The sequence below is a fragment of the Halomonas sp. M20 genome (genome assembly GCF_020622265.1).
Classification (GTDB): Bacteria; Pseudomonadota; Gammaproteobacteria; order Pseudomonadales; family Halomonadaceae; genus Modicisalibacter.
The window spans coordinates 621,075-643,179 of sequence record NZ_JACNMQ010000001.1 but is presented as its reverse complement, the minus strand read 5'-3'; the positions used below and the strand labels follow the sequence as shown (position 1 = coordinate 643,179).

Here is a 22,105-nt window from a genome sequence, read left to right as displayed (position 1 = left end):
ACTGTTGTTTTGATCTAGCCGTGGCAGGACAACGACCATGTATGGATAATGGTACGGGTTCAAAACCAGTGAACGAGGCCATGTTGCGCCGACTGCTACAGCGTCACATACCCCATCAGGACACTCTGAAGCGCAATCGTTCATTGCGCTTTCTGCATCCGATCGTCGCCAACACGTCTCTTTGGGTGTTGACGCGACGTTCTGTCGGCAATGCTTTCATGGTGGGATTGTTTTGCGCCATGCTGCCGATCCCGTTTCAAATGGCATTGGCGGCCTGTGGTGCCTGGCTGCTGCGCTGCAACCTGCCCTTGTGTGTCGGCCTGGTATGGCTGACCAATCCCCTCACCATGCCGGTGATCTTCTATGGCAACTATCGGCTGGGAAGCTTTATTCTTGACACACCGGTGCAGTCAGCGCCGAATCATCTCAGTACCCATTGGTTCGCTGCCAAGATGATTGACATACTGCCGGCACTCTTCTTGGGATCGCTGGTATCCGCCATCGTCCTCGGCATCATCAGTAATATCCTGGTGCGCCTGGTCTGGCGCTGGCAGGTAGCTCGCAGCTGGAAGCGCCGTACCAAACGGCGCCGTGACCAGCGAGAAACGATTCGTCGCAATACGCTTACCTGACTGAGCCTGATATGCCCCCAGGGCCGACAGGTTTTTTTAGAGCCCACCTCTTGGAAAGCTCACATCAGGAGGTCAGCAGACGCCCCCCGTCCAATCGGAGCACTCGATCTTGATGCGCCGCCAGGCTCGGGTCATGGGTAACGATCACGAAGGCACAGGCACTCGTTCGCGCCAGCTCATCCATCAATCCCAGGATATTCCCCGCCGTCGTTTGGTCCAGGTTACCCGTGGGCTCGTCCATCAGCATGAGACTCGGATCGGTGATCAAGGCCCGGGCAATGGCGACCCGCTGGCGTTCCCCACCGGACAGCTCTCCGGGTTTGTGGTCGCCTCGGGGCGCCATGCCCACCTGCTCGAGTATCGCCATGGCGCGCTTCTCCGCATCGCGACGCTTGTGACCCCGCACGATCAGGGGCAAGGCGGCATTCTCGCAGGCGGTGAACTCCGCCAGCAGGTGATGGAACTGATAGACGAAGCCAATATAGCGGTTGCGAAAACGCCCCATGGCCGCATCGTTGAGCTTAGTCAAGGGCTGGCCGGCAATGCTCACCGAGCCACGACTGGGATGATCGAGCCCGCCCAGCAGATTGAGCAGCGTGGTCTTGCCGGAGCCCGAGCTGCCCACCACGGCGACCCGCTCTCCGGCGCGCACCTTCAGATCGAGCCCATCCAGCACGGTCACGTCCTGGGGACCCTCGTTGTACACCCGAGTCAGATCCCGGCATTCGAGCATCACTGGTTTCGTATCAGTGGTCATTGATGGCCCTCACTCGTAACGCAATACTTCGGCTGGCTGGACACGCGCTGCGCGCCAGGCCGGATACAGGGTAGAAAGAAAGCTCAGGCCGAAGGCCGCCACGACGATGGTGCTCACGTCGCCCCAGTTGAGCCGGGACGGCAGATAGCTGATGAAGTAGACACCGGGATCGAGAAACTGGATGCCCGAGACCGTCTCGAACCAGGCGATGATATCGGACACCGAGAGCGCTAGCACGATGCCCAGCGCCACGCCGATGGCGATACCGATCACGCCTATCGAGAGGCCTTGGACGATGAAGATGCCCATGATGGATTTGGGCGTGGCCCCGATGGTGCGCAGGATGGCAATATCGGCGTGCTTGTCCGTCACCACCATGACCAGGGTGGAGACGATGTTGAACGCCGCCACGGCGACGATCACCATCAACAGCAGCCCGATCATGCGCTTTTCCATCTGAATCGCCTGAAACAGATTGCCGTGGGTGTAGGTCCAGTCCATGCCGCGATAGCCATAGCCGAGATCATTGAGGATCGACTGGGTCTCATCCTTGGCCAGAAACAGATCGTCGAGCTCCAGGCGCAGCCCGCCGATGGCGTCCCCCATGCGTGCCAGGGTCTGCATGTCCGCCATGCTGGCATAGGCCAGATTCCCGTCGATATCCGCCCCCACCTTGAAGATACCGCTGACGGTGAAGCGCTTGAGTCGGGGGAACACACCACCCGGTGTGATCGAGGCTTCCGGCACCAGCAGCGTCACGCGATCGCCGATTCCGACCCCCAGGTTGCGGGCCAGCAACTCCCCCAGCACCACGTTCCACTTGCCTGGAGCCAGGGAATCGAGTTTGCCCTGCTGCATATGGTTGCCGATGATCGACACCCGCTGCTCATAGTCCGGCTCGATACCATATACCAGCGCCCCTTCATTGCGTCCACCGACCGAGAACATGCCCTGCTGATCCACGTAGGGCGCCGCGCCGATGACGTGCTCACGTTGACTCAAGCGCTCAGCCAAGGGCTTCCAGTTGGCCATGCCGTCCTGGGCCTCGATGCGCGTATGCGGCACCATGCCCAGCACTCTTGAGCGCAGCTCGTGATCGAAGCCGTTCATTACCGACAGCACCAGAATCAGTACTGCCACACCCAGCATGAGCCCTAGCATGGATGTCAAGGAAATGAATGAGATGAAATGGTTACGTCGTTTGGCGCGCACGTAGCGCAGCCCGATCAAAAAGGGTATGCGGTCCAGCATCAGGTTCGGTTCCTCCTCGGCAGGCGCCTATGGTACGGTTTTTCCCGGCCGGGTGCATCGGCTGCACAAACACTGCAACATTACTTGCATGCGTCATGCCGGGCTCTAAAATGCCGCAACCGCCCTGCCTCATGCCCAATAGAGGCTTTCAAGGCTTCGAGAGATCATCATGACCCAGCGCCTGCTTCCCGAATGGCACCCTCAGGATGCCGTACAACTCACTTGGCCCAGCGTCGACAGCGACTGGGCGCCGCTGCTCGAGCGCATCGAAGCGACACTGGAAACGATGGTCGTGGCCATCACCCGCTATCAGCGGGTGTTGATCAGCGTTCCCGATCATTCGACCCATGAGCGCCTCACCGCGACCTTTCATCATCTTGGTGTGCCCATGGATCGTTTGATACTGGTCGAAGCCCCCGCCGATGATACCTGGGCCCGAGATCACGGTCCCATCGCCGTGGAACGTGACGGCGATATCGTCCTGCTCGACTATGAATTCACCGGCTGGGGCGGCAAGTTTCCCGCCAAGCGGGACAATGCCCTCACCGGCCGACTACGTGACACCGGCGTGTTCAAGGCCCCGGTGGAAACCCGCGACCTGGTACTGGAAGGCGGCGCCATCGAGACGGATGGCCAAGGCACGCTGCTGACCACCGAAGCCTGCTTGCTCAACCTCAACCGCAACCCGCAGCTCGATAGAGGCGCCATCGAAGCGCGACTACGCGAGGATTTTGGCGTCGAGCGCGTTTTATGGTTGAGTCATGGTCATCTGGAAGGGGACGACACCGACAGCCATATCGATACCCTGGCGCGCTTCTGCGACCCGCAGACCATCGCCTACGTGCGCTGCGGCGACCGGGACGATCCTCATTACCCGGCGCTGGCCGCCATGGAAAAGGAACTCGAAGCGCTGCGCCAAGCGGACGGTTCTCCCTACCAACTGATTCCGCTGCCCTGGCCACGGCCCTGCTTCGACCTCCAGGACGGCCATCGCCTGCCGGCCACCTACGCCAATTTCCTGGTCATCAATGGCGCGGTATTAGTGCCTGTCTATGGTGATGCCGCGGATGCCCAGGCTCTTGATGCCTTGGCGACAGCATTCCCCGGGCGCGATATTCTGCCCATCGACTGTCGTAGTGTGATCCTTCAGCATGGCAGCCTGCACTGCCTGACCATGCAGTTACCAATTGGCACCCTGGCGGAGTTTCCCACCTCCCTTTGAACGCGCTGAACGACACGGAGAATCGAGATGAACAAGAATACCGATAAAATCCCTGACAAAACCCTCAAGGTAGGCCTGGTGCAGCAACCTGCTTGGCCGGACAAGCAGCGCAGCCTGGAAGCCAGCGAAGCCGGTGTTCGCGAACTGGCCAAGCAAGGCGCTGAGCTAGTGATGCTGCAGGAACTGCACGCCACTCACTATTTTTGCCAGTGCGAGGACGCGGATCTCTTCGATCTCGCCGAGTCCTTGGATGGCCCTACCGCCACCCGCCTTGCGGAACTCGCCAAGGAACTGAACATCGTACTGGTCGGTTCGATCTTCGAGCGTCGTGCCGCTGGTGTCTATCACAATACCGCCATAGTCATGGACCGTGCTCAAGGCCGGGTCGGACACTATCGCAAGATGCATATCCCGGACGATCCTGGCTTCTACGAGAAATTCTATTTTACTCCAGGGGACGCGGATGCCGAACAGGGCTTCGAGCCCATCGACACCTCCGTGGGCCGACTTGGAGTGCTGGTATGCTGGGATCAGTGGTACCCGGAAGCGGCGCGCCTGATGGCCCTGGCCGGTGCCGAACTGCTGCTCTACCCCACCGCCATCGGCTGGCATCCACCCGACAACCTACCGGAAAAGGAGCGCCAGAAAGACGCCTGGACAATTGTTCAGCGCGCTCATGGGGTAGCCAACGGCCTGCCGGTGCTGGTCGCCAACCGGGTCGGCTTCGAAGAAGACCTGAGCGGGGTCACCGAGGGCATCCATTTCTGGGGTGGTAGCTTCATCTGTGGCCCCCAGGGAGAACTGCTGGCCCACGCCGGGGATGATAGCGAAAACCTGCTGGTCGAACTCGACATGCGAAGCAGCGAGCAGGTGCGACGCATGTGGCCCTATCTGCGTGATCGCAGAATCGATGCCTATGGGGATCTGACCAAGCGTTATCGGGATAGATAGGTCGCCAGCCCCGTTGGCATTAGCGTAAAATACCGCTCGCCTGAAAACACGTTCCGGTCCGTCCTTTACGCGGACGACCCGCTGGAGACAGTTACATGAATCAGTCCATCGTCGTGGCGGCGCTATACAAGTTCGTCACGCTCAATGATTTCGAAGCATTGCGGGAGCCGCTGCTCGAAACTCTCAAGACTCATGACATTAAGGGCACGCTGCTGCTGGCCCGGGAAGGCATCAATGGCACGGTTTCCGGTCGCCGCGAGAGTATCGATGCGCTGCTGGCCTGGTTCAAGACCGATCCTCGCTTTGCGGACCTCGACCATAAGGAGTCTCATTGCGACGAGCAGCCTTTCTATCGTACCAAGGTCAAGCTCAAGAAGGAGATCGTGACCCTAGGCATTCCGGAGGTAGACCCGAATCAGACGGTTGGCACCTATGTCGAGCCCGGGGACTGGAACGCTCTGGTCAGTGACCCGGAGGTGCTGGTGATCGATACCCGCAATGATTACGAGGTTGAGATCGGCTCCTTCAAGGGGGCGATCAATCCTGAGACCAAATCATTTCGTGAGTTTCCCGAATACGTCAAAGCACATTATGACCCATCGAAGCACAAGAAAGTCGCCATGTTTTGCACAGGTGGCATCCGCTGTGAAAAGGCATCGAGCTTCATGCTCAATGAAGGCTTCGACGAGGTCTACCACCTCAAGGGTGGCATTCTCAATTACCTCGAGAAGGTCCCCGAATCGGAATCCCTATGGCAAGGCGACTGCTTCGTCTTCGATAATCGCGTGACCGTGCGCCACGATCTCAGCGAAGGCGAATTCGAACAGTGTCATGCTTGCCGACGCCCATTATCTGCCGAGGATCGCGCCTCAGAGCATTACACACCCGGCATCAGCTGCCCGCATTGCTGGGACTCACTCTCGGAGAAGACGCGAGCGGGTGCCCGGGAACGTCAAAAGCAGATCGAGTTGGCCAAGGCGCGTAACGAGCCGCATCCCATCGGTCGCGATCCACGCGAACTTGCTGACGCCTGAGGTAAACAAGCCGACGCCCTTTGCCTGGCGTCGATGAAACCTTACTTGATGAGTCATGGTTGGATGGTGACAATATTGAAGGCGGCCGTTAATATAACGGTATAATAATGACGAAGGAATGGTTTGATGGAACTACAGTATCGTCTGCTCGCGGAACTCGAAGCCGCTTTCGATCATCTGGTCGAGCGCATCGATGCGCTACTCGATATCTATACCGCGAGCCCCGGCAAGGCCTGGGCGCTGGAATCGCCACGACCGGATGCACAGTGGCTGCGCCGGGTTCTGCTCGATTTCTGGTATCAGGACGGCCAGGATGGCCGAGTGACCCGCAGCTATGTAGGCCTGATCGCCGCCAGCGAGACATTGCTAGATGCGGTAGCCGAGGTCAATGCCGCCAAAAGCCGATTTGCGGCCATATTGGCAACGATACGCGAACAGGCGATTTCGCTAATTCCTGAAATCAAGACCGTCCTTCCGTTTCGTCACCCGGCGCTGCACGATCATTTGCGGGGACAAGGGCTGGCACGCTTGCATCTGAAGCAGTGCTGGCGGCATTTACCGGTTGCCGATGCGCCATTGTCACGGGTTCGCCTGGCCTGGTACACCAGCGGCCGCTCCATCAAGCGGCTCACCGTGCGTGAAGCAGAACAGAAGCTGCTGACACTGGACAGCGATGCGCCTCATGTGCGGATTCAACTCAAACGCCTGGCCGGCATACCGGACGGCGAACCGCTTGCCCAGGTACAGCGTCAGGCGCCGGTCATGCGCGCCAATCTATTCTTCCAGGAACCCCTGGCCGATGGTCGCTCCCGCAAGGCCATGAACCTGCCCCTTCCCCTTTTCATTCCTGCGCCAGACGGGCAGCTTCCGCACTACAACCAGCCGCTGCCCCGCCCACCTCAAGGCCGTACTCGGGCCAAACGCAGCGATGAACGCCTGGAAGACGATGTATTTTTGCCCAGCATTCGAGTATTTCGCTACCGCGGCTGACCCCTGCACGCGGTGTGTCATCCTTGGGCTTTGTCTGAAAAGTCGACGAGCGATGGCCAGACAAGGCAAAAATCGACGAAAAGACGGTGTTTACTCGGTGTAAATGAGTACTTTGATCGGACTCGCGCACGAGTCGATGTTTAACGCTGTATGGGCGAGCGCAGGCACTTTTCAGGCATAGCCTAGCGCCGGCTGGCATCATAACCCAAATCAATGCCCCGCTTTTCATCCGCCCGGCGCTGGGCCATGGCTTTCTGCTTGCGGTTTTCCTCTTCGCATACCTCGTCCTTGCCGCCGCAGATATCGCAGCCGTCCTTGAGGCCCAGGTTGTTGAGCCCGCCGCAGGAGCCAGCGATAGGCTTGCGGCCCATCAAGACTCCTATGGACATGGCTCCTATCACCAGCAGCATGAATCCAAACACCAGTATCCAAAGTGTCATGTTGTCTCCTTCTCAGTTGCCGGCTCATCCAGATAAGGTTCAAAGGACGAGCTCATGCGCGTTGTAAAGCCTTCTTCCTCTCTGACAATAAAATAGACCGCCAGGTTTTCCTGCTCGGCCATTTTCAGTCCCGCATCGGCTCCCATCACGGTAAAGGCCGTCGCCAGCGCATCCGCGGTGGCGCTGCGTTCGGTGATGACCGTCACCGAGGCAACCCGATTGTCGATGGGTCGACCGGTACGTGGATCGATAGTATGGGAATAGCGTACGCCATCTGCCTCGAAATAGTTACGATAATCGCCCGAGGTGGCCACAGCCGCCGCTTCGAGATCAATGATACGCTGCGCGCTACGTTCGTTGGACACAGGCTTTTCCACGGCGATGCGCCAAGGCTCATTGCCGGGCTTGTGACCGTGAGTACGGATCTCACCGCCTACTTCGACCAGATAATTGGCAACGTCACTGGCTTCCAGATAGTCCGCCACCTGATCCGTGGCATAGCCCTTGGCGATGCCCGACAAATCGACATAAACCGGCTTGGTCTTGCTAAGCATGCCGTCCTTCAACTGCAGCGCGTTGACGTCGACCCGGGATAGTGCTTCTCGCAGCGTCCTGACATCAGGTACTTCCTCGGGTCGCCCTTCCGGCCCGAACCCCCATAGATTGACCGCTGGCCCAATCGTCATATCAAAGGCGCCATTGGAAAGCCGGGCTATGCGCTGTGACTCCCGTATGACCTCCGCCGTGGCAGGTGATACGAAGAAGGGAACAGCTACCGGGAATCGATTGAAACGTGACAGCTCAGAGTCATCGCGATAGGTCGACATAAGTGCATCGATGCGCTCGAGCTCGGTAAGTATCCCGGATTCGAGACGGGCATAGTCATCCTGATCCAGATCCGCATAAACCGTGACGTGATAGCCGGTGCCGAAGATCGGCCCCTGGAATCGATGCTCGCCAGGACCGCTATCGCAGCCGGCCAGCAGTACGATCACCAAAGCCATCAACGACAGGGCCAGCCCTTTCGAGGCCGGCCCTGTCAGCTTTCTACAAGCAACTTTCATCATCCGCCGAAGTCATCCAGCATGATGTTCTCCGGCTCGACCCCCATGTCGGTGAGCATCTTGACCACGGATGCGTTCATCATGGGTGGCCCGCACATGTAGAACTCACAATCCTCCGGTGCTGGGTGATCCTTGAGATACATGTCGTACAGCACATTATGGATGAAACCGGTCGGCCCTTCCCAGTTATCCTCGGGCTGCGGGTCGGAAAGCGCCAGGTGCCATTCAAAGTTATCGAACTCCTCGGCCAGCTGGTCGTACTCCTCGTTATAGAAGGTTTCCCGCCAGGAGCGCGCGCCATACCAGAAGGTCATCTTGCGCGTGGACTTCAAACGCTTGAGCTGATCGAAGATGTGGCTGCGCATTGGCGCCATGCCCGCACCACCGCCGATGAAGACCATTTCTGCATCGGTATCCTTGGCAAAGAATTCACCGAAGGGCCCCATTACCGTGACTTTGTCGCCGGGCTTGAGGGAGAACACATAGGTCGACATCAGCCCTGGCGGATAATCGCTGTTGGGCGGCGGCGTGGCGATACGGATGTTGAACTTGAGCAGGCCTTTCTCTTCAGGATAGTTGGCCATGGAATAGGCGCGAATGACCTCTTCATTGCTCTTGTGAGAAATATTGAAAATACCGAATTTCTCCCAATCCCCACGATACTCTTCCTCGATATCGAAGTCGGAGAACTTGATGTCGTAGGGAGGCGCCACCAGCTGTACATAGCCGCCGGCGCGGAAGGCGACCTCCTCTCCCTCTGGCAACTTGAGGTTGAGTTCCTTGATGAAGGTTGCGACGTTGGGGTTGGAGGTGACTTCACACTCCCACTTCTTGACCCCGAACACCTCCTCCGGCACCTCGATCTTCATGTCCTGCTTGACCGGTACCTGACAGGAGAGCCGCCAGCCTTCCTTTTTTTCACGCATGGTGAAATGGGATTCTTCCGTGGGCAGAATCGAGCCGCCGCCCTCGGAAATACGGCACTTGCACTGAGCGCAGGAGCCACCACCGCCACAGGCAGATGATAAAAAGATGCCATTGGAGGCCAAGGTCTGCAGCAGTTTGCCACCGGCCTGAGTCGTCATCGTGTTGTCGGGATCGTCGTTGATCTCGATCGTGACGTCGCCACTGCTGACCAGCCGACTGCGCGCAGCCAGGATCACCATCACAAGGCCAATGACGATCACGGTAAACATGATCACACCGAGCAAGATTACAGATATATCAACCATGTCGATTTCTTATCCTCGTTGGCTTTATAGCTGGACACCGGAGAAGGACATGAAGCCTAGCGACATCAGCCCGACGGTAATGAAGGTGATACCCAGCCCCTGCAGTCCTGCCGGCACATCGCTGTACTTGAGCTTTTCACGGATACCCGCCAGGGCTGTGATTGCCAGAGCCCAGCCGATACCGGCGCCGGCGCCGTAGACAACGGACTCACCAAAACCGTAGCTACGTTCGGCCATGAACAATACCGCGCCAAGAATCGCGCAGTTGACCGTGATCAGCGGAAGGAAAACACCCAATGTGTTGTAAAGCGCCGGAACGAATTTATCGAGGAACATCTCGAGAATCTGCACCATGGCAGCGATAACCCCGATGTAGCTCAAAAGCCCCAGGAAGGAGAGATCGATATTTTCCGCCCCTTCAATGCCCGTCCAGGTCAGTGCCCCTTCCGCCAGCAAGTAATGCAGGATCAAATTATTGGCCGGCACCGTAATGGTCAGCACCACGATTACAGCAATGCCTAGCCCAATGGCAGACGACACTTTCTTGGAAACCGCCAGAAAGGTACACATGCCCAGGAAGAATGCCAACGCCATGTTTTCGACGAAGACCGCCTGGACGAATAGGCTGAGATAATGGCCAAGCATTACGCGGTCTCCTTGATCTTGGTTTTACTGTTGGAAACGATACGGTATTCGGTCTTCTCCACCTGATCCGGGTTGAAGGAGCGCAGTATCCAGATCAACAGGCCGATGACGAAAAAGGCTGAAGGCGGCAACAGCATCAAACCATTAGGCACATACCAACCACCGTTTTGTACCGCCGGCAGGATAGTGAGGCCAAACAGACTGCCGGAACCAAGCAGTTCCCGCACGAAGCCGACGAACAGCAGAATCACAGCGTAACCCAGACCATTGCCCACGCCATCGAGGAAACTCATCACCGGGCCATTCTGCATGGCGTAACCTTCAGCCCGCCCCATGACGATACAGTTGGTGATGATCAGCCCAACGAACACCGATAACTGCTTGGACATTTCGTAGGCATAAGCCTTCAATACCTGATCCACCACGATCACCAGGGAGGCGATGATGGTCATCTGTACGATGATGCGGATCGACGAAGGAATGTGATGACGAAGCAAGGACACGAAGAGATTGGAAAACGCGGTAACCACGATCACGGCAATCCCCATGACCAGCGACACGCTCATCGAGTTGGTGACCGCTAGCGCGGAACAGATCCCCAGCACCTGCAAGGCGATGGGATTGTTCTTGAACACCGGCGATAACAGAACGCTTTTCGGAGTATCAGAGGCAGCCATACTTACGCGTCTCCCTGTGTATTGTCATGGAAGCGAGCGAGGTACTCGGCAAAGCCCGCCTCGCTGAGCCAGAATTGCAACATATTGGTGACACCGCGACTAGTCAGGGTGGCACCGGATAGTGCGTCTGCCTCGTACTCGGAATCGGCACCGCCTTTTACCAGACGAATCTCCGGCTGCATTTCGCTATCGCTGTAGTCATAGATTTTCTTGCCATCCCATTGCGCCTTCCAGCGCGGGTTGTCCACTTCACCGCCAAGCCCCGGGGTTTCCGAATGGTCGTAGTAGGACAGGCCAAGGATGGTATTGCCATCGCCCTTCAGCGCCAAGAAGCCGCGCATCAGACCCCACAGGCCCTGGCCGCGAATCGGCAGAATGATTTCATTGGGATTTTCGGCATCACCTACCAGATAGACAGTGGAAAAGTTTTCCTGGCGAATGAGACCCGCCGGATCGTCTCCGGATAGCGTCCGGGAAGACGCTGGATCCTTGGAAGCATCGAACTGATTGAAGGTCTCGGGATCGAGTTCTTCAGAGTATTCACCGGTCTCGAGATTGATTACCCGAGAGGTGATCTTGTCCTTGAATACCTGATTGACATCGACACCCGGCTCATAGAGCCCAGCCACCTGCAAGATGTTGCTTTTGCGGTCGAGTTCCTGATTCAGCTGCTGGGTGGGGCGTAGCGCCACCGCAGCGGTCGAAACGATGACGGAGCAGACGATACACAACGCCAGGGCGACCCCCAGCGTTTTTTTGATCGAGTTGTTGCTTGACGACATCAGGCAGTCTCCTCGGTTGTCGGCGTAAAGGCTTTCTCACGCTTCTGGCGACGCTTGATATTGGCTTGAACGACGAAATGATCGATTAGCGGTGCAAACAAGTTGGCAAATAGGATTGCCAGCATGATGCCCTCCGGGAAGGCCGGATTGACGACACGAATGAGCACCGTCATCACCCCGATCAAGGCGCCGAAAATCAGCTTGCCGGGATTGGTCATGGAAGCCGAGACCGGATCGGTGGCCATGAACACCAGGCCGAAGGCAAAACCACCGACCACCAGGTGCCAGTACCAGGGCATGGCAAACATCGTATTGGTATCGGAACCGATGAGATTGAGCAGCAAGGACATCCCTACCATACCGAGGAAGACCCCCAGCATGATGCGCCAGGACGCGATTCGAGTCAGCAGCAACACCGCCGCCCCGAGCAGGATCGCCAAGGTCGAGACTTCACCCACCGAGCCGGGCATGAACCCCAGGAAAGCATCCCACCAGCTGTACTGTTCGGTCATGCCAGGCATACCGTCGGTGACGACCATTGAAAGCGCCGTGGCCCCGGTATAGCCATCCGCGGCCACCCATACCGCATCACCGGAAATCTGCGCCGGATAGGCAAAATAGAGAAAAGCACGACCGGTCAGCGCGGGATTGAGGAAGTTCTTGCCGGTACCGCCGAAAATTTCCTTCCCGATCACCACGCCGAAGGTGATGCCTAAGGCGACCTGCCACAAAGGAATGGTGGCCGGAAGGATCAATGCGTAGAGCACGGAAGTGACGAAGAATCCCTCGTTGACCTCGTGCCCACGCTTGACCGCAAACAGTACTTCCCAGAAGCCCCCCACCACGAAGGTCACCAGGTAGATAGGCAGGAAGTAAGTGGCACCGTGAATGAAGTTCGCCCAGATGCTGCCGGGGTCATGACCACTGGTCAGCGCCAGGGTCACCGCCTCGCGCCATCCTCCCAGCGCGCCGTAGCCATCGGCGATCGCCAGATTGGCCTGTAGGCCGGCATTGTACATACCGAAGAACATGGCTGGAAACGTACACATCCATACCGTGATCATGATGCGCTTCAGATCGATGCCATCGCGCACATGGGCCGTGCCTTTGGTGACGTCCGGTGGCGCATAAAAGATGGTGTCTACCGCTTCGTAGAGCGCATAAAACTTCTCGTAGCGGCCACCCTTGTGGAAATGGGGCTCGAGATTGTCGAGTGATTTGCGGATACCCATCATCGCATTAGGCCTCTTTCTCGATCGTAGTGAGATTGTCGCGCAGGATAGGGCCATACTCGTATTTGCCAGGGCAGACGTAGGTGCACAGCGCCAGATCCTCTTCATCCAACTCGAGGCAACCGAGTTGCATGGCATCTTCGATATCGCCCACGATCAACGAACGCAGTAACTGGGTCGGAAGAATATCCAGTGGCATGACTTTCTCGTAGGAGCCGATAGGTACCATGGCACGCTCGGAACCGTTGGTCGAGGTGTCCGGCGCGTACTTGGGAAGGCCCAGGAACTGGGAGATGTAGATACCCATGACCGAATGGCGGTTGCGACCGGGCGACAACCAACCCATGAAGGCGCGCTTGTTGTTCTCTTCGAGCAGCGAGAACTGGGAATGAAAACGCCCCAGGAAACGGCGCGAGCCTTCTGCGGTAAAACCACCGAATACCGAACCGGAAATCACACGGGTTTCTTCAGGTTCGATGATTTCATTCTCGAGTAGTTCCGCGCTGCTGGCACCGACCCGAGTCCGAAGCAGACGTGGCTGCTGGGCGCGAGGGCCGCCAACCGCGACTATCCGCCGCAGATCCAGTCGCCCTTCGGTGAACAGGGTGCCGATCGCCATGACATCCTGATAGCCGACGTACCAGACCTGGCGCTTCAGGCCCACCGGGGAGAGGAAGTGGATATGCGTACCCGGCAGCCCCGCCGGATGCAGACCGGCAAAGCTTTCGACCTGGACCCCATCGACATCGCTTCCCGGTAAATCCACGTCAGGTGCCTGACACAGATACACCTTACCTGGCGTCAGATGCTTGAGCACCTTGAGACCACTGGCAAACGCCTGGGGGTTTTCGTTGATGATGATCGCAGGATCCGCAGACAGCGGATGTGTGTCGATGGCAGTGACGAAAATATCCGCCGGTACCGCCTCGAGCTCAGGAGTACGCGAGAAGGGACGCGTGCGCAGCGCTGTCCAGAGTCCGGACTCGACCAGCTGATCTACTACCACTTGACGTTCGAGCGTGGCCAGAGCATTGGCCCCGTGCGCCTTGAACTCGATCGCCTCTTCAGCATCATCGAGGCGAATCACCACCGACAGCAGCATGCGCCGCTCACCGCGATTGATAGCGACCACCTCCCCGGCGCCAGGCGAGGTGAAGCGTACTCCAGGAATTTTCTTGTCGGTAAACAGAAGTTGGCCCTGTTTGACCCGATCTCCTTCCTTGACCTCCATCGTCGGCTTCATACCGACATAGTCAGGCCCCAGAATCGCCACATGACGAACGGGCGTGGCTTCATGGATACGCTGCTCCGGATCCCCGACGATCGGGAGATCCAGGCCTCGTTTGACTTCGATCATAGTCTCGCCCAGTTATCTGTTCTGATAGTAGAAATAACGATAAATACAGTGAGCATCAGCTCTAGCCTGCGGTCATGTCATGCCGTATTCCGCCTGAAATGATTGGGCGGCTTCGTTTTTCTTATATCAGAGGGTTGTCTTGTACGGCTCACACTTGGAGGAACCGCAGCAAAAAGTCGCTCTCATTATAAAGAGGCACGACTGGAAAGACCACATGATCAAAGGTCGGGTTTGAAGGATAGAACAGGGTCTAAACGACCGATCGCCCCCATGAAGGGGGGCGATGAAGAGGCATTTAGTCGCGAGCGACCGGCAGGTATTTGAAACGAACATTGGACATGTATTGCAAGAGCCGCACGACCTGGCAGCTATAACCGAACTCGTTGTCGTACCAGACATACAGCACTGCATTGGTATCGTCGACGATGGTCGCCTTGGCGTCCACGATGCCCGCATGACGATTGCCGACAAAATCCGAGGAAACCACTTCGGGAGAGTCGACATAGTCGATCTGCTTGTGCATCGGCGAATGCAATGCTATCTGGCGCAGATAGTCGTTGACGCTGTTGGTATCCGCGCTCTTCTCCAGGTTGAGATTGAGAATCGCCATGGAGACGTTGGGTGTCGGCACACGAATGGCATTGCCGGTCAGCTTGTTGGAAAGCTCGGGTAGCGCCTTGGCCACTGCCTTGGCAGCCCCGGTCTCGGTCAACACCATGTTCAGCGGCGCACTACGACCGCGACGATCACCCTTGTGGTAATTGTCGATCAGATTCTGATCGTTGGTATAGGAGTGCACCGTCTCCACGTGGCCATGCTTGATGCCGTACTCGTCATTGATTGCCTTGAGTACCGGCACGATGGCGTTGGTGGTACACGAGGCAGCAGAAATGATGCGCTCGCCGTCATCGATATCGCTGTGATTGATGCCATAGACGACGTTCTTGAGATTGCCCTTGCCTGGCGCCGTGAGCAGCACCTTGGTGACACCCTTGCACTGCAAGTGCTGGGAAAGTCCCTCTTCATCCCGCCACTTACCAGTATTGTCGACCACGATGGCATTGTTGATGCCATAGGCGGTGTAATCGATTTCCGTAGGGGAATCCGCGTGGATGACCTTGATGTAGTTGCCATTGGCGATCAGGGCACTGTTTTCCTGGTCGACGCTGATCGATCCACCGAATGGACCATGCACCGAGTCGCGACGTAGAAGGCTTGCACGCTTCTCGAGGTCGTCACCAGAGCCACGCACGACGATGGCACGCAGTCGCAGCAGATTACCGCCGCCCGCCTTCTCGATCAGAATGCGCGCCAGAATGCGGCCGATACGACCGAAGCCATAAAGCACCACGTCCTTAGGCTCGCCTCCCATGCCGTTGGCGCTGTGCCCGCCGACGATGTCCGAAAGCTCTTCTTTCAGATACGCTTCGACATCATCGCGACCGCTATTCTTGAAAGCGACTGCCAACCGGCCAAGATCGATGTGCGCCGGGGCCAGATCGAGTTCGGTCATTGTCTTGATCAAAGGGAAGGTATCGCGAACGGAGAGTTCGGTTCCTTCGACCCGCTTCACATAGCGGTGATTCTTGAGGATACGCAGAACCGAACGATTGATCAGTGAACGGCCGTAGAGCGATGGCACGACGTTATACTTGCGATAGAGTTTGCCGAGCAGCGGAATCATCTCTTCTGCAAGCGCTTCATTGTCCTGCCATTCCTGGAAATAGTTATCGAGCTTTTCCTGACTCACGGGGCCTTACCTCACTGATGCATGAATAATTTGACGGCTATTATCCTTATCCCCTGGGGATGACCGCAATCGCTGTATGGTCGCAGGTGCTGTAGGCCCACTACAGAAACCAGGATTTGACTACAAGCGGCGATTAGCGCAAGAGCGCTTTCTCGCTACCGCTTCAAGACTGTTATCATTCTACTCACCCTCAAAGCCTTGCGTTCAAATCGTCGATGTCGAATTTTTCTCCGTTAGCGCCACCTCAACCCGCCGGATCACGCGAAACCCTTTATTGGCACGCCCCGGAAGGCTGCGCCACCGCCCTGGCACTGGCCCGGCTGGCTGATAGCGCACCGCTTCTGGTGGTTACCCGAGACACCGCCGCCGTACAGCGCCTGGAAAGTGCCCTGCGTTTTTTTGCCAGCGTGCCGGTACTGCCCTTCCCTGACTGGGAAACGCTGCCCTACGACAGTTTTTCACCCCACCAGGATATTGTATCCGAGCGCCTGCGCACCCTGCGCCGGCTTCAGGAGTCCAAGGATGGCATCGTGCTGGTGCCGATCAACACTCTGATGCAGCGCTTGCCCCCGAGCGACTATATAGCCGGTCGGGTGCTGACCTTAAGCGTCGGCATGACCATCGACCGTGAAGGCTTTCGTGAAAAGCTCTCCCGAGCGGGCTATCGCGCCGTGGAAACAGTCTACGAGCCTGGCGAATACGCCCTGCGCGGCGCTCTGATCGACCTGTATCCCATGGGCAGCACGGCCCCACTGCGCATCGATCTTTTCGATGACGAGATCGACACCCTGCGCTATTTCGACCCGGATACCCAGCGCAGCGGTGACAAGGTCGAGGGAGTCGAGCTGCTGCCGGCGCATGAATATTCGCTGTCACGCTCCGCCATCGCCTGTTTTCGGGAAGGTTTCGAGACGCTCTTCGACGTCGACCCGCGCCAATGCCCGCTCTACAACGATGCTCTGAAAGGCATTCCCGCCCCGGGGCTCGAACAGTATCTGCCGCTGTTTTTTGAGGAGACCGCGAGTCTGTTCGATCACTTGGCGGAAGGCACCCAGGTGGCCATGCTACCGGAGGTATTCGAGGCAGCAGAGCATCACTGGGCAGCCATTCAGAGCCGCTACGAGAACTTGGGGGTCGATCCCACGCGGCCCCTGTTGCCGCCGGCCCGGGCGTTCATTCCGGTACCGGACGTGTTTGCGGCAATCAAGGCCAAGCCCCGGGTCGCCCTGGTCACGGAGGACGAACATGCCCATGCCCACCGCCCCTTGACCCAGGCTCCGCCACGCGTCGCCATCAATGCCCGAGCCCAGAAGCCGCTGGCGACCCTTGAAGAATTTCTATCCTCTCACCGGGATACCCGAGTGCTGTTCATTGCCGAGTCTCGCGGCCGTCGGGAAGCGCTGGAAGAAACCCTTGGCGTACTGCAGCTGGAATTGCCCCATGTCGACGGCTGGCAGGAGTTTCTGGACGGTGACACGCCGCTTGCCATCACCGAAAGCGAGCTTGATGAAGGTTTATGGCTTGCGGACCCAGCCCTGGTCATCGTGACCGAAACGGAGCTGTTCGGTGAAGTAGTGCGCCAGACCCGACGCCGTGAGAAAGCCACCGATGACAACGAACTGGCGGTACGCCATCTTTCCGAGCTTCGCGTGGGCGCTCCAGTGGTACACCAAACCCACGGCGTGGGCCGCTATCAAGGGCTTGAGGCTCTCGATGCAGGCGGTCGGGCGGCGGAATTCGTGGCGCTGGAATACGCTAACGGGGCCAAGCTCTATGTGCCCGTGGACAACCTGCATCTCATCTCCCGCTACGCCGGCGCCTCTGATGAGCTGGCACCCTTGCACAAGCTGGGCTCGGACACCTGGGACAAGGCCAAGAAAAAGGCCGCGGAGAAGGTTCGTGACACTGCCGCTGAGCTGCTCGATGTCTATGCCCGACGGGAGGCTCGGGAAGGTTTTGCCTGTGCCGAACCCGGGGAAGAGTACCAGCGCTTCGCTGCCAGCTTCCCTTTTGAAGAGACACCGGATCAGCGTGCCGCCATCCATGCGGTGATCGGCGACATGATCGCTCCTCGCCCCATGGATCGAGTGGTCTGCGGCGATGTCGGGTTCGGCAAGACCGAAGTCGCCATGCGCGCCGCTTTCCTGGCAGTTCACTCCGAGCGCCAGGTGGTGGTGCTGGTGCCCACCACCCTGCTGGCTCAGCAGCACTTCGACAATTTCCGCGACCGCTTTGCCGACACCGCCGTACAGATCGAACTTATCTCGCGCTTTACCGGCGGCAAGGGCCAGGCCGAGTCCATGAAACGTATCGAGGATGGGCGTGCCGACATCGTCATCGGCACCCATAAACTGCTATCGAAGTCGATCAAGCTGCCCAACATGGGGCTACTCATCATCGACGAAGAGCATCGTTTCGGGGTGGCGCAGAAGGAGCGTCTAAAGAGCCTGCGCGCCGAGGTGGACATTCTCACCCTGACTGCAACACCGATCCCTCGCACCCTGAACATGGCCATGAGCGGCATGCGAGATCTGTCGATCATCGCTACCCCACCGGCCCGGCGCCTGTCGGTAAAAACCTTCGTTCAACAGCGCAACGAACCCATCATCAAGGAAGCGATCCTGCGGGAGATCCTGCGCGGCGGTCAGGTCTATTTCCTGCACAATGAGGTCAAGACCATCGAGCAGGCGGCCCAAAAGGTGCGAGACATGGTGCCGGATGCTCGGGTCGCAGTGGCCCATGGCCAGCTTCCCGAACGCTCTCTGGAGCGCATCATGTCGGAGTTCTATCACAAGCGCTTCAACGTGCTGGTGTGCTCGACCATCATCGAGACCGGTATCGACGTGCCCAGTGCCAATACCATCCTCATCGAGCGCGCCGATAAGTTCGGCCTGGCTCAGCTTCATCAATTGCGCGGGCGTGTGGGCCGGAGCCATCACCAGGCCTACGCCTATCTGCTGACGCCGCCGCCCAAGGCGATCACCAAGGACGCCCTGAAACGGCTCGAAGCCATCAGCCAGGCGGAAGACCTGGGAGCCGGCTTCACCTTGGCCAGCCACGACATGGAGATTCGTGGCGCCGGCGAACTGCTTGGCGATGAGCAGAGCGGGCAGATGGAGACCATCGGCTACAGCCTCTACATGCAGATGCTCGACCGGGCAGTGAAAGCGATACGCGCCGGCAAGACCCCCAACATCGAGGCGCCGCTGGACGAAGGGGTGGAAGTCAGCCTCAATTTGCCTGCGTTGATTCCCGACGATTATCTGCATGATGTGCAACAGCGCCTGGTCATGTACAAACGTATCAGCAATGCGGAGAACGAAGCGGATCTCAGGGAGCTGCAGGTCGAGATGATCGATCGCTTTGGCCTGCTGCCGGCGCCGGTCAAGACACTGTTCCGCCAGACCCAGCTGCGCCAGCGTGCCGAACGCTTAGGGATCGTGCGCCTGGAGGCAGGCCCGGAGCGCGGTCGTGTGATCTTCGGCAGCGCGCCGATGGTGGAGCCGATGACCCTGGTGGATCTGATTCAGCGCGATCCGGTGCATTACCGGCTGGATGGCGCGGACACGCTGCGCTTCGAGCTCGAGATGGAAACGCCCGAGGCGCGTCTGCAAGCCATCGACTCTCTACTCGATACATTGAATCGCAAGGCGCAGGCGGCGTGAAAGCGCGCCTCGCCAGTGCCGACGGCAACACGACGAGATAACGGTTTCCCTGTCAAGAATCAGGTTGGCGAAATATACTCAACAAGATGGCGACTGCCACTGAATCATCGGATTGGACAGGTCACACACTATGCGCTTAATACAGACATCGTCGCGAATTGGATTGGTCTTCAGCCTGCTTGCATCGCCTTCTTTCTTGCTGGCTGCGGAAGACGCGAATACAAGAACAGATATCAACGAGGATACGACTCGGCAAGCGGGCATCGAACACTATTTGCTGCAAGACAACAGTGATGTGGTCGGTCAGGTGCAAACGGTCAAGGCGCGCCAGGACGACACCTTGATCGACATCGGCCGACGCTTTGGCATCGGCTACGAAGAGATGCGGCGTGCCAACCCGGACGTCAGCGTGTGGCTTCCCGGCGAGGGTACGGAGGTTCTCATTCCAACCCGTTTCATCCTGCCACCGGGCCCGCGGGAGGGTGTGGTGGTCAATATTGCCGAGATGCGACTCTATTACTATCCACCGACCAAAGAAGGAGAAACTCCCGAGGTCGAAACCTACCCGGTAAGCGTCGGGCGCATGGACTGGAAGACACCGCTGGGTGAGACGACGATCACTGCCAAGGCCAAGGATCCTGCCTGGTATCCGCCCGCATCGATCATCAAGGAGCATGCGGAGGATGGACGATCACTGGGACGTGTCGTCCCTCCCGGCCCTGACAATCCGCTGGGTAGGCACGTGCTGCGCTTGAATATCCCCGGCTATCTCATTCATGGCACCAACCGCCCGGAGGGGGTCGGAATGCAGGTGACCCATGGCTGCATCCGCATGCTGCCAGAGGATATCGACAGCCTGTTTTCTCGCTTGCCGGTAGGCACGAAGGTGCGCCTGATCAACTCCTCCATCAAGACCGGCTGGTCGCAAAGTGGCATTTTAAACGTCCAGACATACCCTTCTCTGGATGAGAAAGACACACCCACAAAACGCATCGATGACGCCTTTACAGCGGTGACGACGGTCGTCGAAGGCAAGCGGTATCCGGTAGATTTTGCACGCCTGAAACGCGTGGCTGAAAACGCCACCGGCATGACCGAATCGCTGGTGCTGGTGGAGCCTCCTTTCGAGATAGAGCGCAGAATCAACGATCCTCTCTACGACAATCTCGAACTTCGCGAATCGCTCTATAGCCATCTTGAGATGGGTACAAAAAACGACGACGCCTGAACCCGGCGCCACTCTTTTTTAGAAATGCTACTTCCAGAAATTACTCTGAAACAAGAAAGCCCTGCTTAGGCAGGGCTTTCTTGGTGCAATCCACGTCACGGCATCTCGGTGAGATACCATGATATAAGGATCACTTACGCATGGAGCGCTCGAACATGCGGTCCATTTCCTGCTTGTTTTGCTGGCTCTGCTGCAGAGCCTGCTGAGCAGTACGCTGAGCCTGCTGAGCGGTGCTCATTGCTTCCTGAGCAATAGTGCGAGTTTCCTGGCTCTTCATTTCAGACTGGCTCATCTGACCGCTTTTTTCTTCGCTAGCATTGGACGAGCAGCCTGCCATGACGGCCAGTGCCAAACCAGCAGCAGCGATCTTAAGCGTAGTGCGAGTAGTTTTCATACTGTTCTCCTTGGATCTTCCTTGGGTTACTTACTTTTCCTGCGTAGGCAGGCTTTCTTGCAACTTCTCTTTCACAACCTAGCGGATGATAACTTTCGTGCCAAGTTTCACCAAGTCCGTCAGGCGTTCTATTTGCTGGTTGGTCACTGCAACGCAGCCATCCGTCCAGTTAAAACGCCGGTGAAGAACTGGATCACTTTCCCCTAAACCGTGAATACCGATGTTGCCACCGAGCACCGTATCCTGAGGCGGTGCCCCGTGGCGCCGATAGTACGATAGGTAATCATAGAATTCATCATCGCTCAATATGTCCGCTTCTCGCGCCTCACGGGCATGGGCAAGCGTAGGATAATCGAGACCCAGGAAAATATTGAAGCGACTATCGAGGTTGATCCAGTTGACGTGGAACTCTCCCGTCGGGGTTGCTCTATCGCCACTGAAACGCAACCTTCTGGCGCCACCGCGCCCAAGGGAAACCGGCGAGAACCGCTCGATTTCCTGATCACCGCGATAGACGTGCAAGGTCGATGCTTGATCGTCCACTAGCAGCCAGATGGCTTGATCGTCGGAACCAGCATATAACCCTGGGATATGTAGCAACAGTAATAAGAACAGCAGTAACCTGCGCATCGGTTAATTCTTCACGACTCTTTTGTATAGTTTGAACGGCATTTAATCACTCAAGAAGGCTTGATAACAATACGCCAGCCCCTGGTAAATAACGCAGCATACAGATTCCCATGAGCAGATGCTCGACAAATCGCGTAGCGTCCACGCTATCGGAAATCCGTTTTTAAATGCT

General features: G+C 57.7%; 20 protein-coding genes. 7 read left to right on the top strand and 13 right to left on the bottom strand.

The annotated features are described in order from the left end of the window. The first annotated feature begins 80 nt into the window (after positions 1 to 80). Complete coding sequence (locus H7850_RS03005; protein ID WP_227368531.1) at positions 81 to 632, top strand: DUF2062 domain-containing protein; 552 nt, start codon at positions 81 to 83, stop codon at positions 630 to 632. Between the two features lie 64 nt (positions 633 to 696). On the opposite strand, the gene H7850_RS03000 is transcribed toward H7850_RS03005, so the two are convergent. Then, positions 697 to 1,389 carry an ABC transporter ATP-binding protein gene (locus H7850_RS03000; RefSeq protein ID WP_227367904.1) on the bottom strand — a complete coding sequence of 231 codons (693 nt, stop codon included), beginning with the start codon at positions 1,387 to 1,389 and terminating at the stop codon, positions 697 to 699. A 9-nt stretch (positions 1,390 to 1,398) separates the two neighbouring features. Next, positions 1,399 to 2,640, bottom strand: a complete 1,242-nt coding sequence (locus tag H7850_RS02995) for a lipoprotein-releasing ABC transporter permease subunit (RefSeq protein ID WP_227367903.1) — start codon at positions 2,638 to 2,640, stop codon at positions 1,399 to 1,401. Positions 2,641 to 2,809: 169 nt separating this feature from the next. Here H7850_RS02995 and H7850_RS02990 point away from each other — a divergent pair, with 169 nt between their 5' ends. The 4 genes from H7850_RS02990 to H7850_RS02975 all read left to right on the top strand — a co-directional run bounded on the left by H7850_RS02990 (position 2,810) and on the right by H7850_RS02975 (position 6,837). Next, positions 2,810 to 3,862, top strand: a complete 1,053-nt coding sequence (locus H7850_RS02990) for an agmatine/peptidylarginine deiminase (RefSeq protein WP_227367902.1) — start codon at positions 2,810 to 2,812, stop codon at positions 3,860 to 3,862. A gap of 27 nt (positions 3,863 to 3,889) precedes the next feature. Then, positions 3,890 to 4,813: a carbon-nitrogen hydrolase gene (locus H7850_RS02985; RefSeq protein ID WP_227367901.1), complete on the top strand. Its 924-nt coding sequence runs from the start codon at positions 3,890 to 3,892 to the stop codon at positions 4,811 to 4,813. 95 nt (positions 4,814 to 4,908) lie between these two features. Further along, entirely contained in the window at positions 4,909 to 5,847 is a 939-nt protein-coding gene (locus tag H7850_RS02980; protein ID WP_227367900.1) for a rhodanese-related sulfurtransferase, read from the top strand. 126 nt (positions 5,848 to 5,973) lie between these two features. Then, entirely contained in the window at positions 5,974 to 6,837 is an 864-nt protein-coding gene (locus H7850_RS02975; protein WP_227367899.1) for a DNA replication terminus site-binding protein, read from the top strand. A gap of 182 nt (positions 6,838 to 7,019) precedes the next feature. On the opposite strand, the gene nqrM is transcribed toward H7850_RS02975, so the two are convergent. From nqrM to H7850_RS02930, 9 genes are all read right to left on the bottom strand, one after another. Then, positions 7,020 to 7,277 carry a (Na+)-NQR maturation NqrM gene (gene nqrM / locus H7850_RS02970; RefSeq protein ID WP_227367898.1) on the bottom strand — a complete coding sequence of 86 codons (258 nt, stop codon included), beginning with the start codon at positions 7,275 to 7,277 and terminating at the stop codon, positions 7,020 to 7,022. Continuing rightward, positions 7,274 to 8,344 carry an FAD:protein FMN transferase gene (locus H7850_RS02965; RefSeq protein ID WP_227367897.1) on the bottom strand — a complete coding sequence of 357 codons (1,071 nt, stop codon included), beginning with the start codon at positions 8,342 to 8,344 and terminating at the stop codon, positions 7,274 to 7,276. The genes nqrM and H7850_RS02965 overlap by 4 nt, the downstream gene beginning before the upstream one ends. Further along, positions 8,341 to 9,573, bottom strand: a complete 1,233-nt coding sequence (gene nqrF / locus H7850_RS02960) for an NADH:ubiquinone reductase (Na(+)-transporting) subunit F (protein ID WP_227367896.1) — start codon at positions 9,571 to 9,573, stop codon at positions 8,341 to 8,343. The genes H7850_RS02965 and nqrF overlap by 4 nt, the downstream gene beginning before the upstream one ends. A gap of 24 nt (positions 9,574 to 9,597) precedes the next feature. Next, positions 9,598 to 10,218, bottom strand: a complete 621-nt coding sequence (gene nqrE, locus H7850_RS02955; protein ID WP_227367895.1) for an NADH:ubiquinone reductase (Na(+)-transporting) subunit E — start codon at positions 10,216 to 10,218, stop codon at positions 9,598 to 9,600. Beyond that, on the bottom strand, positions 10,218 to 10,895 hold the full coding sequence (locus tag H7850_RS02950; protein WP_227367894.1) for an NADH:ubiquinone reductase (Na(+)-transporting) subunit D: 678 nt from the start codon (positions 10,893 to 10,895) through the stop codon (positions 10,218 to 10,220). The genes nqrE and H7850_RS02950 overlap by 1 nt, the downstream gene beginning before the upstream one ends. A gap of 2 nt (positions 10,896 to 10,897) precedes the next feature. Next, positions 10,898 to 11,677: a Na(+)-translocating NADH-quinone reductase subunit C gene (locus H7850_RS02945; protein ID WP_227367893.1), complete on the bottom strand. Its 780-nt coding sequence runs from the start codon at positions 11,675 to 11,677 to the stop codon at positions 10,898 to 10,900. Further along, positions 11,677 to 12,912 (bottom strand): NADH:ubiquinone reductase (Na(+)-transporting) subunit B, encoded by a 1,236-nt coding sequence (locus H7850_RS02940; RefSeq protein WP_227367892.1) that lies wholly within the window; start codon positions 12,910 to 12,912, stop codon positions 11,677 to 11,679. The genes H7850_RS02945 and H7850_RS02940 overlap by 1 nt, the downstream gene beginning before the upstream one ends. A gap of 4 nt (positions 12,913 to 12,916) precedes the next feature. Continuing rightward, positions 12,917 to 14,266, bottom strand: a complete 1,350-nt coding sequence (locus H7850_RS02935) for a Na(+)-translocating NADH-quinone reductase subunit A (RefSeq protein WP_227367891.1) — start codon at positions 14,264 to 14,266, stop codon at positions 12,917 to 12,919. A gap of 295 nt (positions 14,267 to 14,561) precedes the next feature. After that, positions 14,562 to 16,016 (bottom strand): glyceraldehyde-3-phosphate dehydrogenase, encoded by a 1,455-nt coding sequence (locus tag H7850_RS02930; protein ID WP_227367890.1) that lies wholly within the window; start codon positions 16,014 to 16,016, stop codon positions 14,562 to 14,564. Between the two features lie 215 nt (positions 16,017 to 16,231). Here H7850_RS02930 and mfd point away from each other — a divergent pair, with 215 nt between their 5' ends. Continuing rightward, positions 16,232 to 19,681 (top strand): transcription-repair coupling factor, encoded by a 3,450-nt coding sequence (gene mfd, locus H7850_RS02925; RefSeq protein ID WP_227367889.1) that lies wholly within the window; start codon positions 16,232 to 16,234, stop codon positions 19,679 to 19,681. A 130-nt stretch (positions 19,682 to 19,811) separates the two neighbouring features. Beyond that, positions 19,812 to 20,909, top strand: coding sequence for a L,D-transpeptidase family protein (locus H7850_RS02920; protein WP_227367888.1), 1,098 nt, complete (start codon positions 19,812 to 19,814; stop codon positions 20,907 to 20,909). A gap of 130 nt (positions 20,910 to 21,039) precedes the next feature. Here the strand turns inward: H7850_RS02920 and H7850_RS02915 are convergent, their stop codons facing one another. Both H7850_RS02915 and H7850_RS02910 read right to left on the bottom strand, forming a co-directional pair. Beyond that, complete coding sequence (locus H7850_RS02915) at positions 21,040 to 21,303, bottom strand: Lpp/OprI family alanine-zipper lipoprotein (RefSeq protein WP_227367887.1); 264 nt, start codon at positions 21,301 to 21,303, stop codon at positions 21,040 to 21,042. Positions 21,304 to 21,381: 78 nt separating this feature from the next. Further along, positions 21,382 to 21,933, bottom strand: a complete 552-nt coding sequence (locus H7850_RS02910) for a L,D-transpeptidase family protein (protein ID WP_227367886.1) — start codon at positions 21,931 to 21,933, stop codon at positions 21,382 to 21,384. Between the last annotated feature and the right edge of the window lie 172 nt (positions 21,934 to 22,105).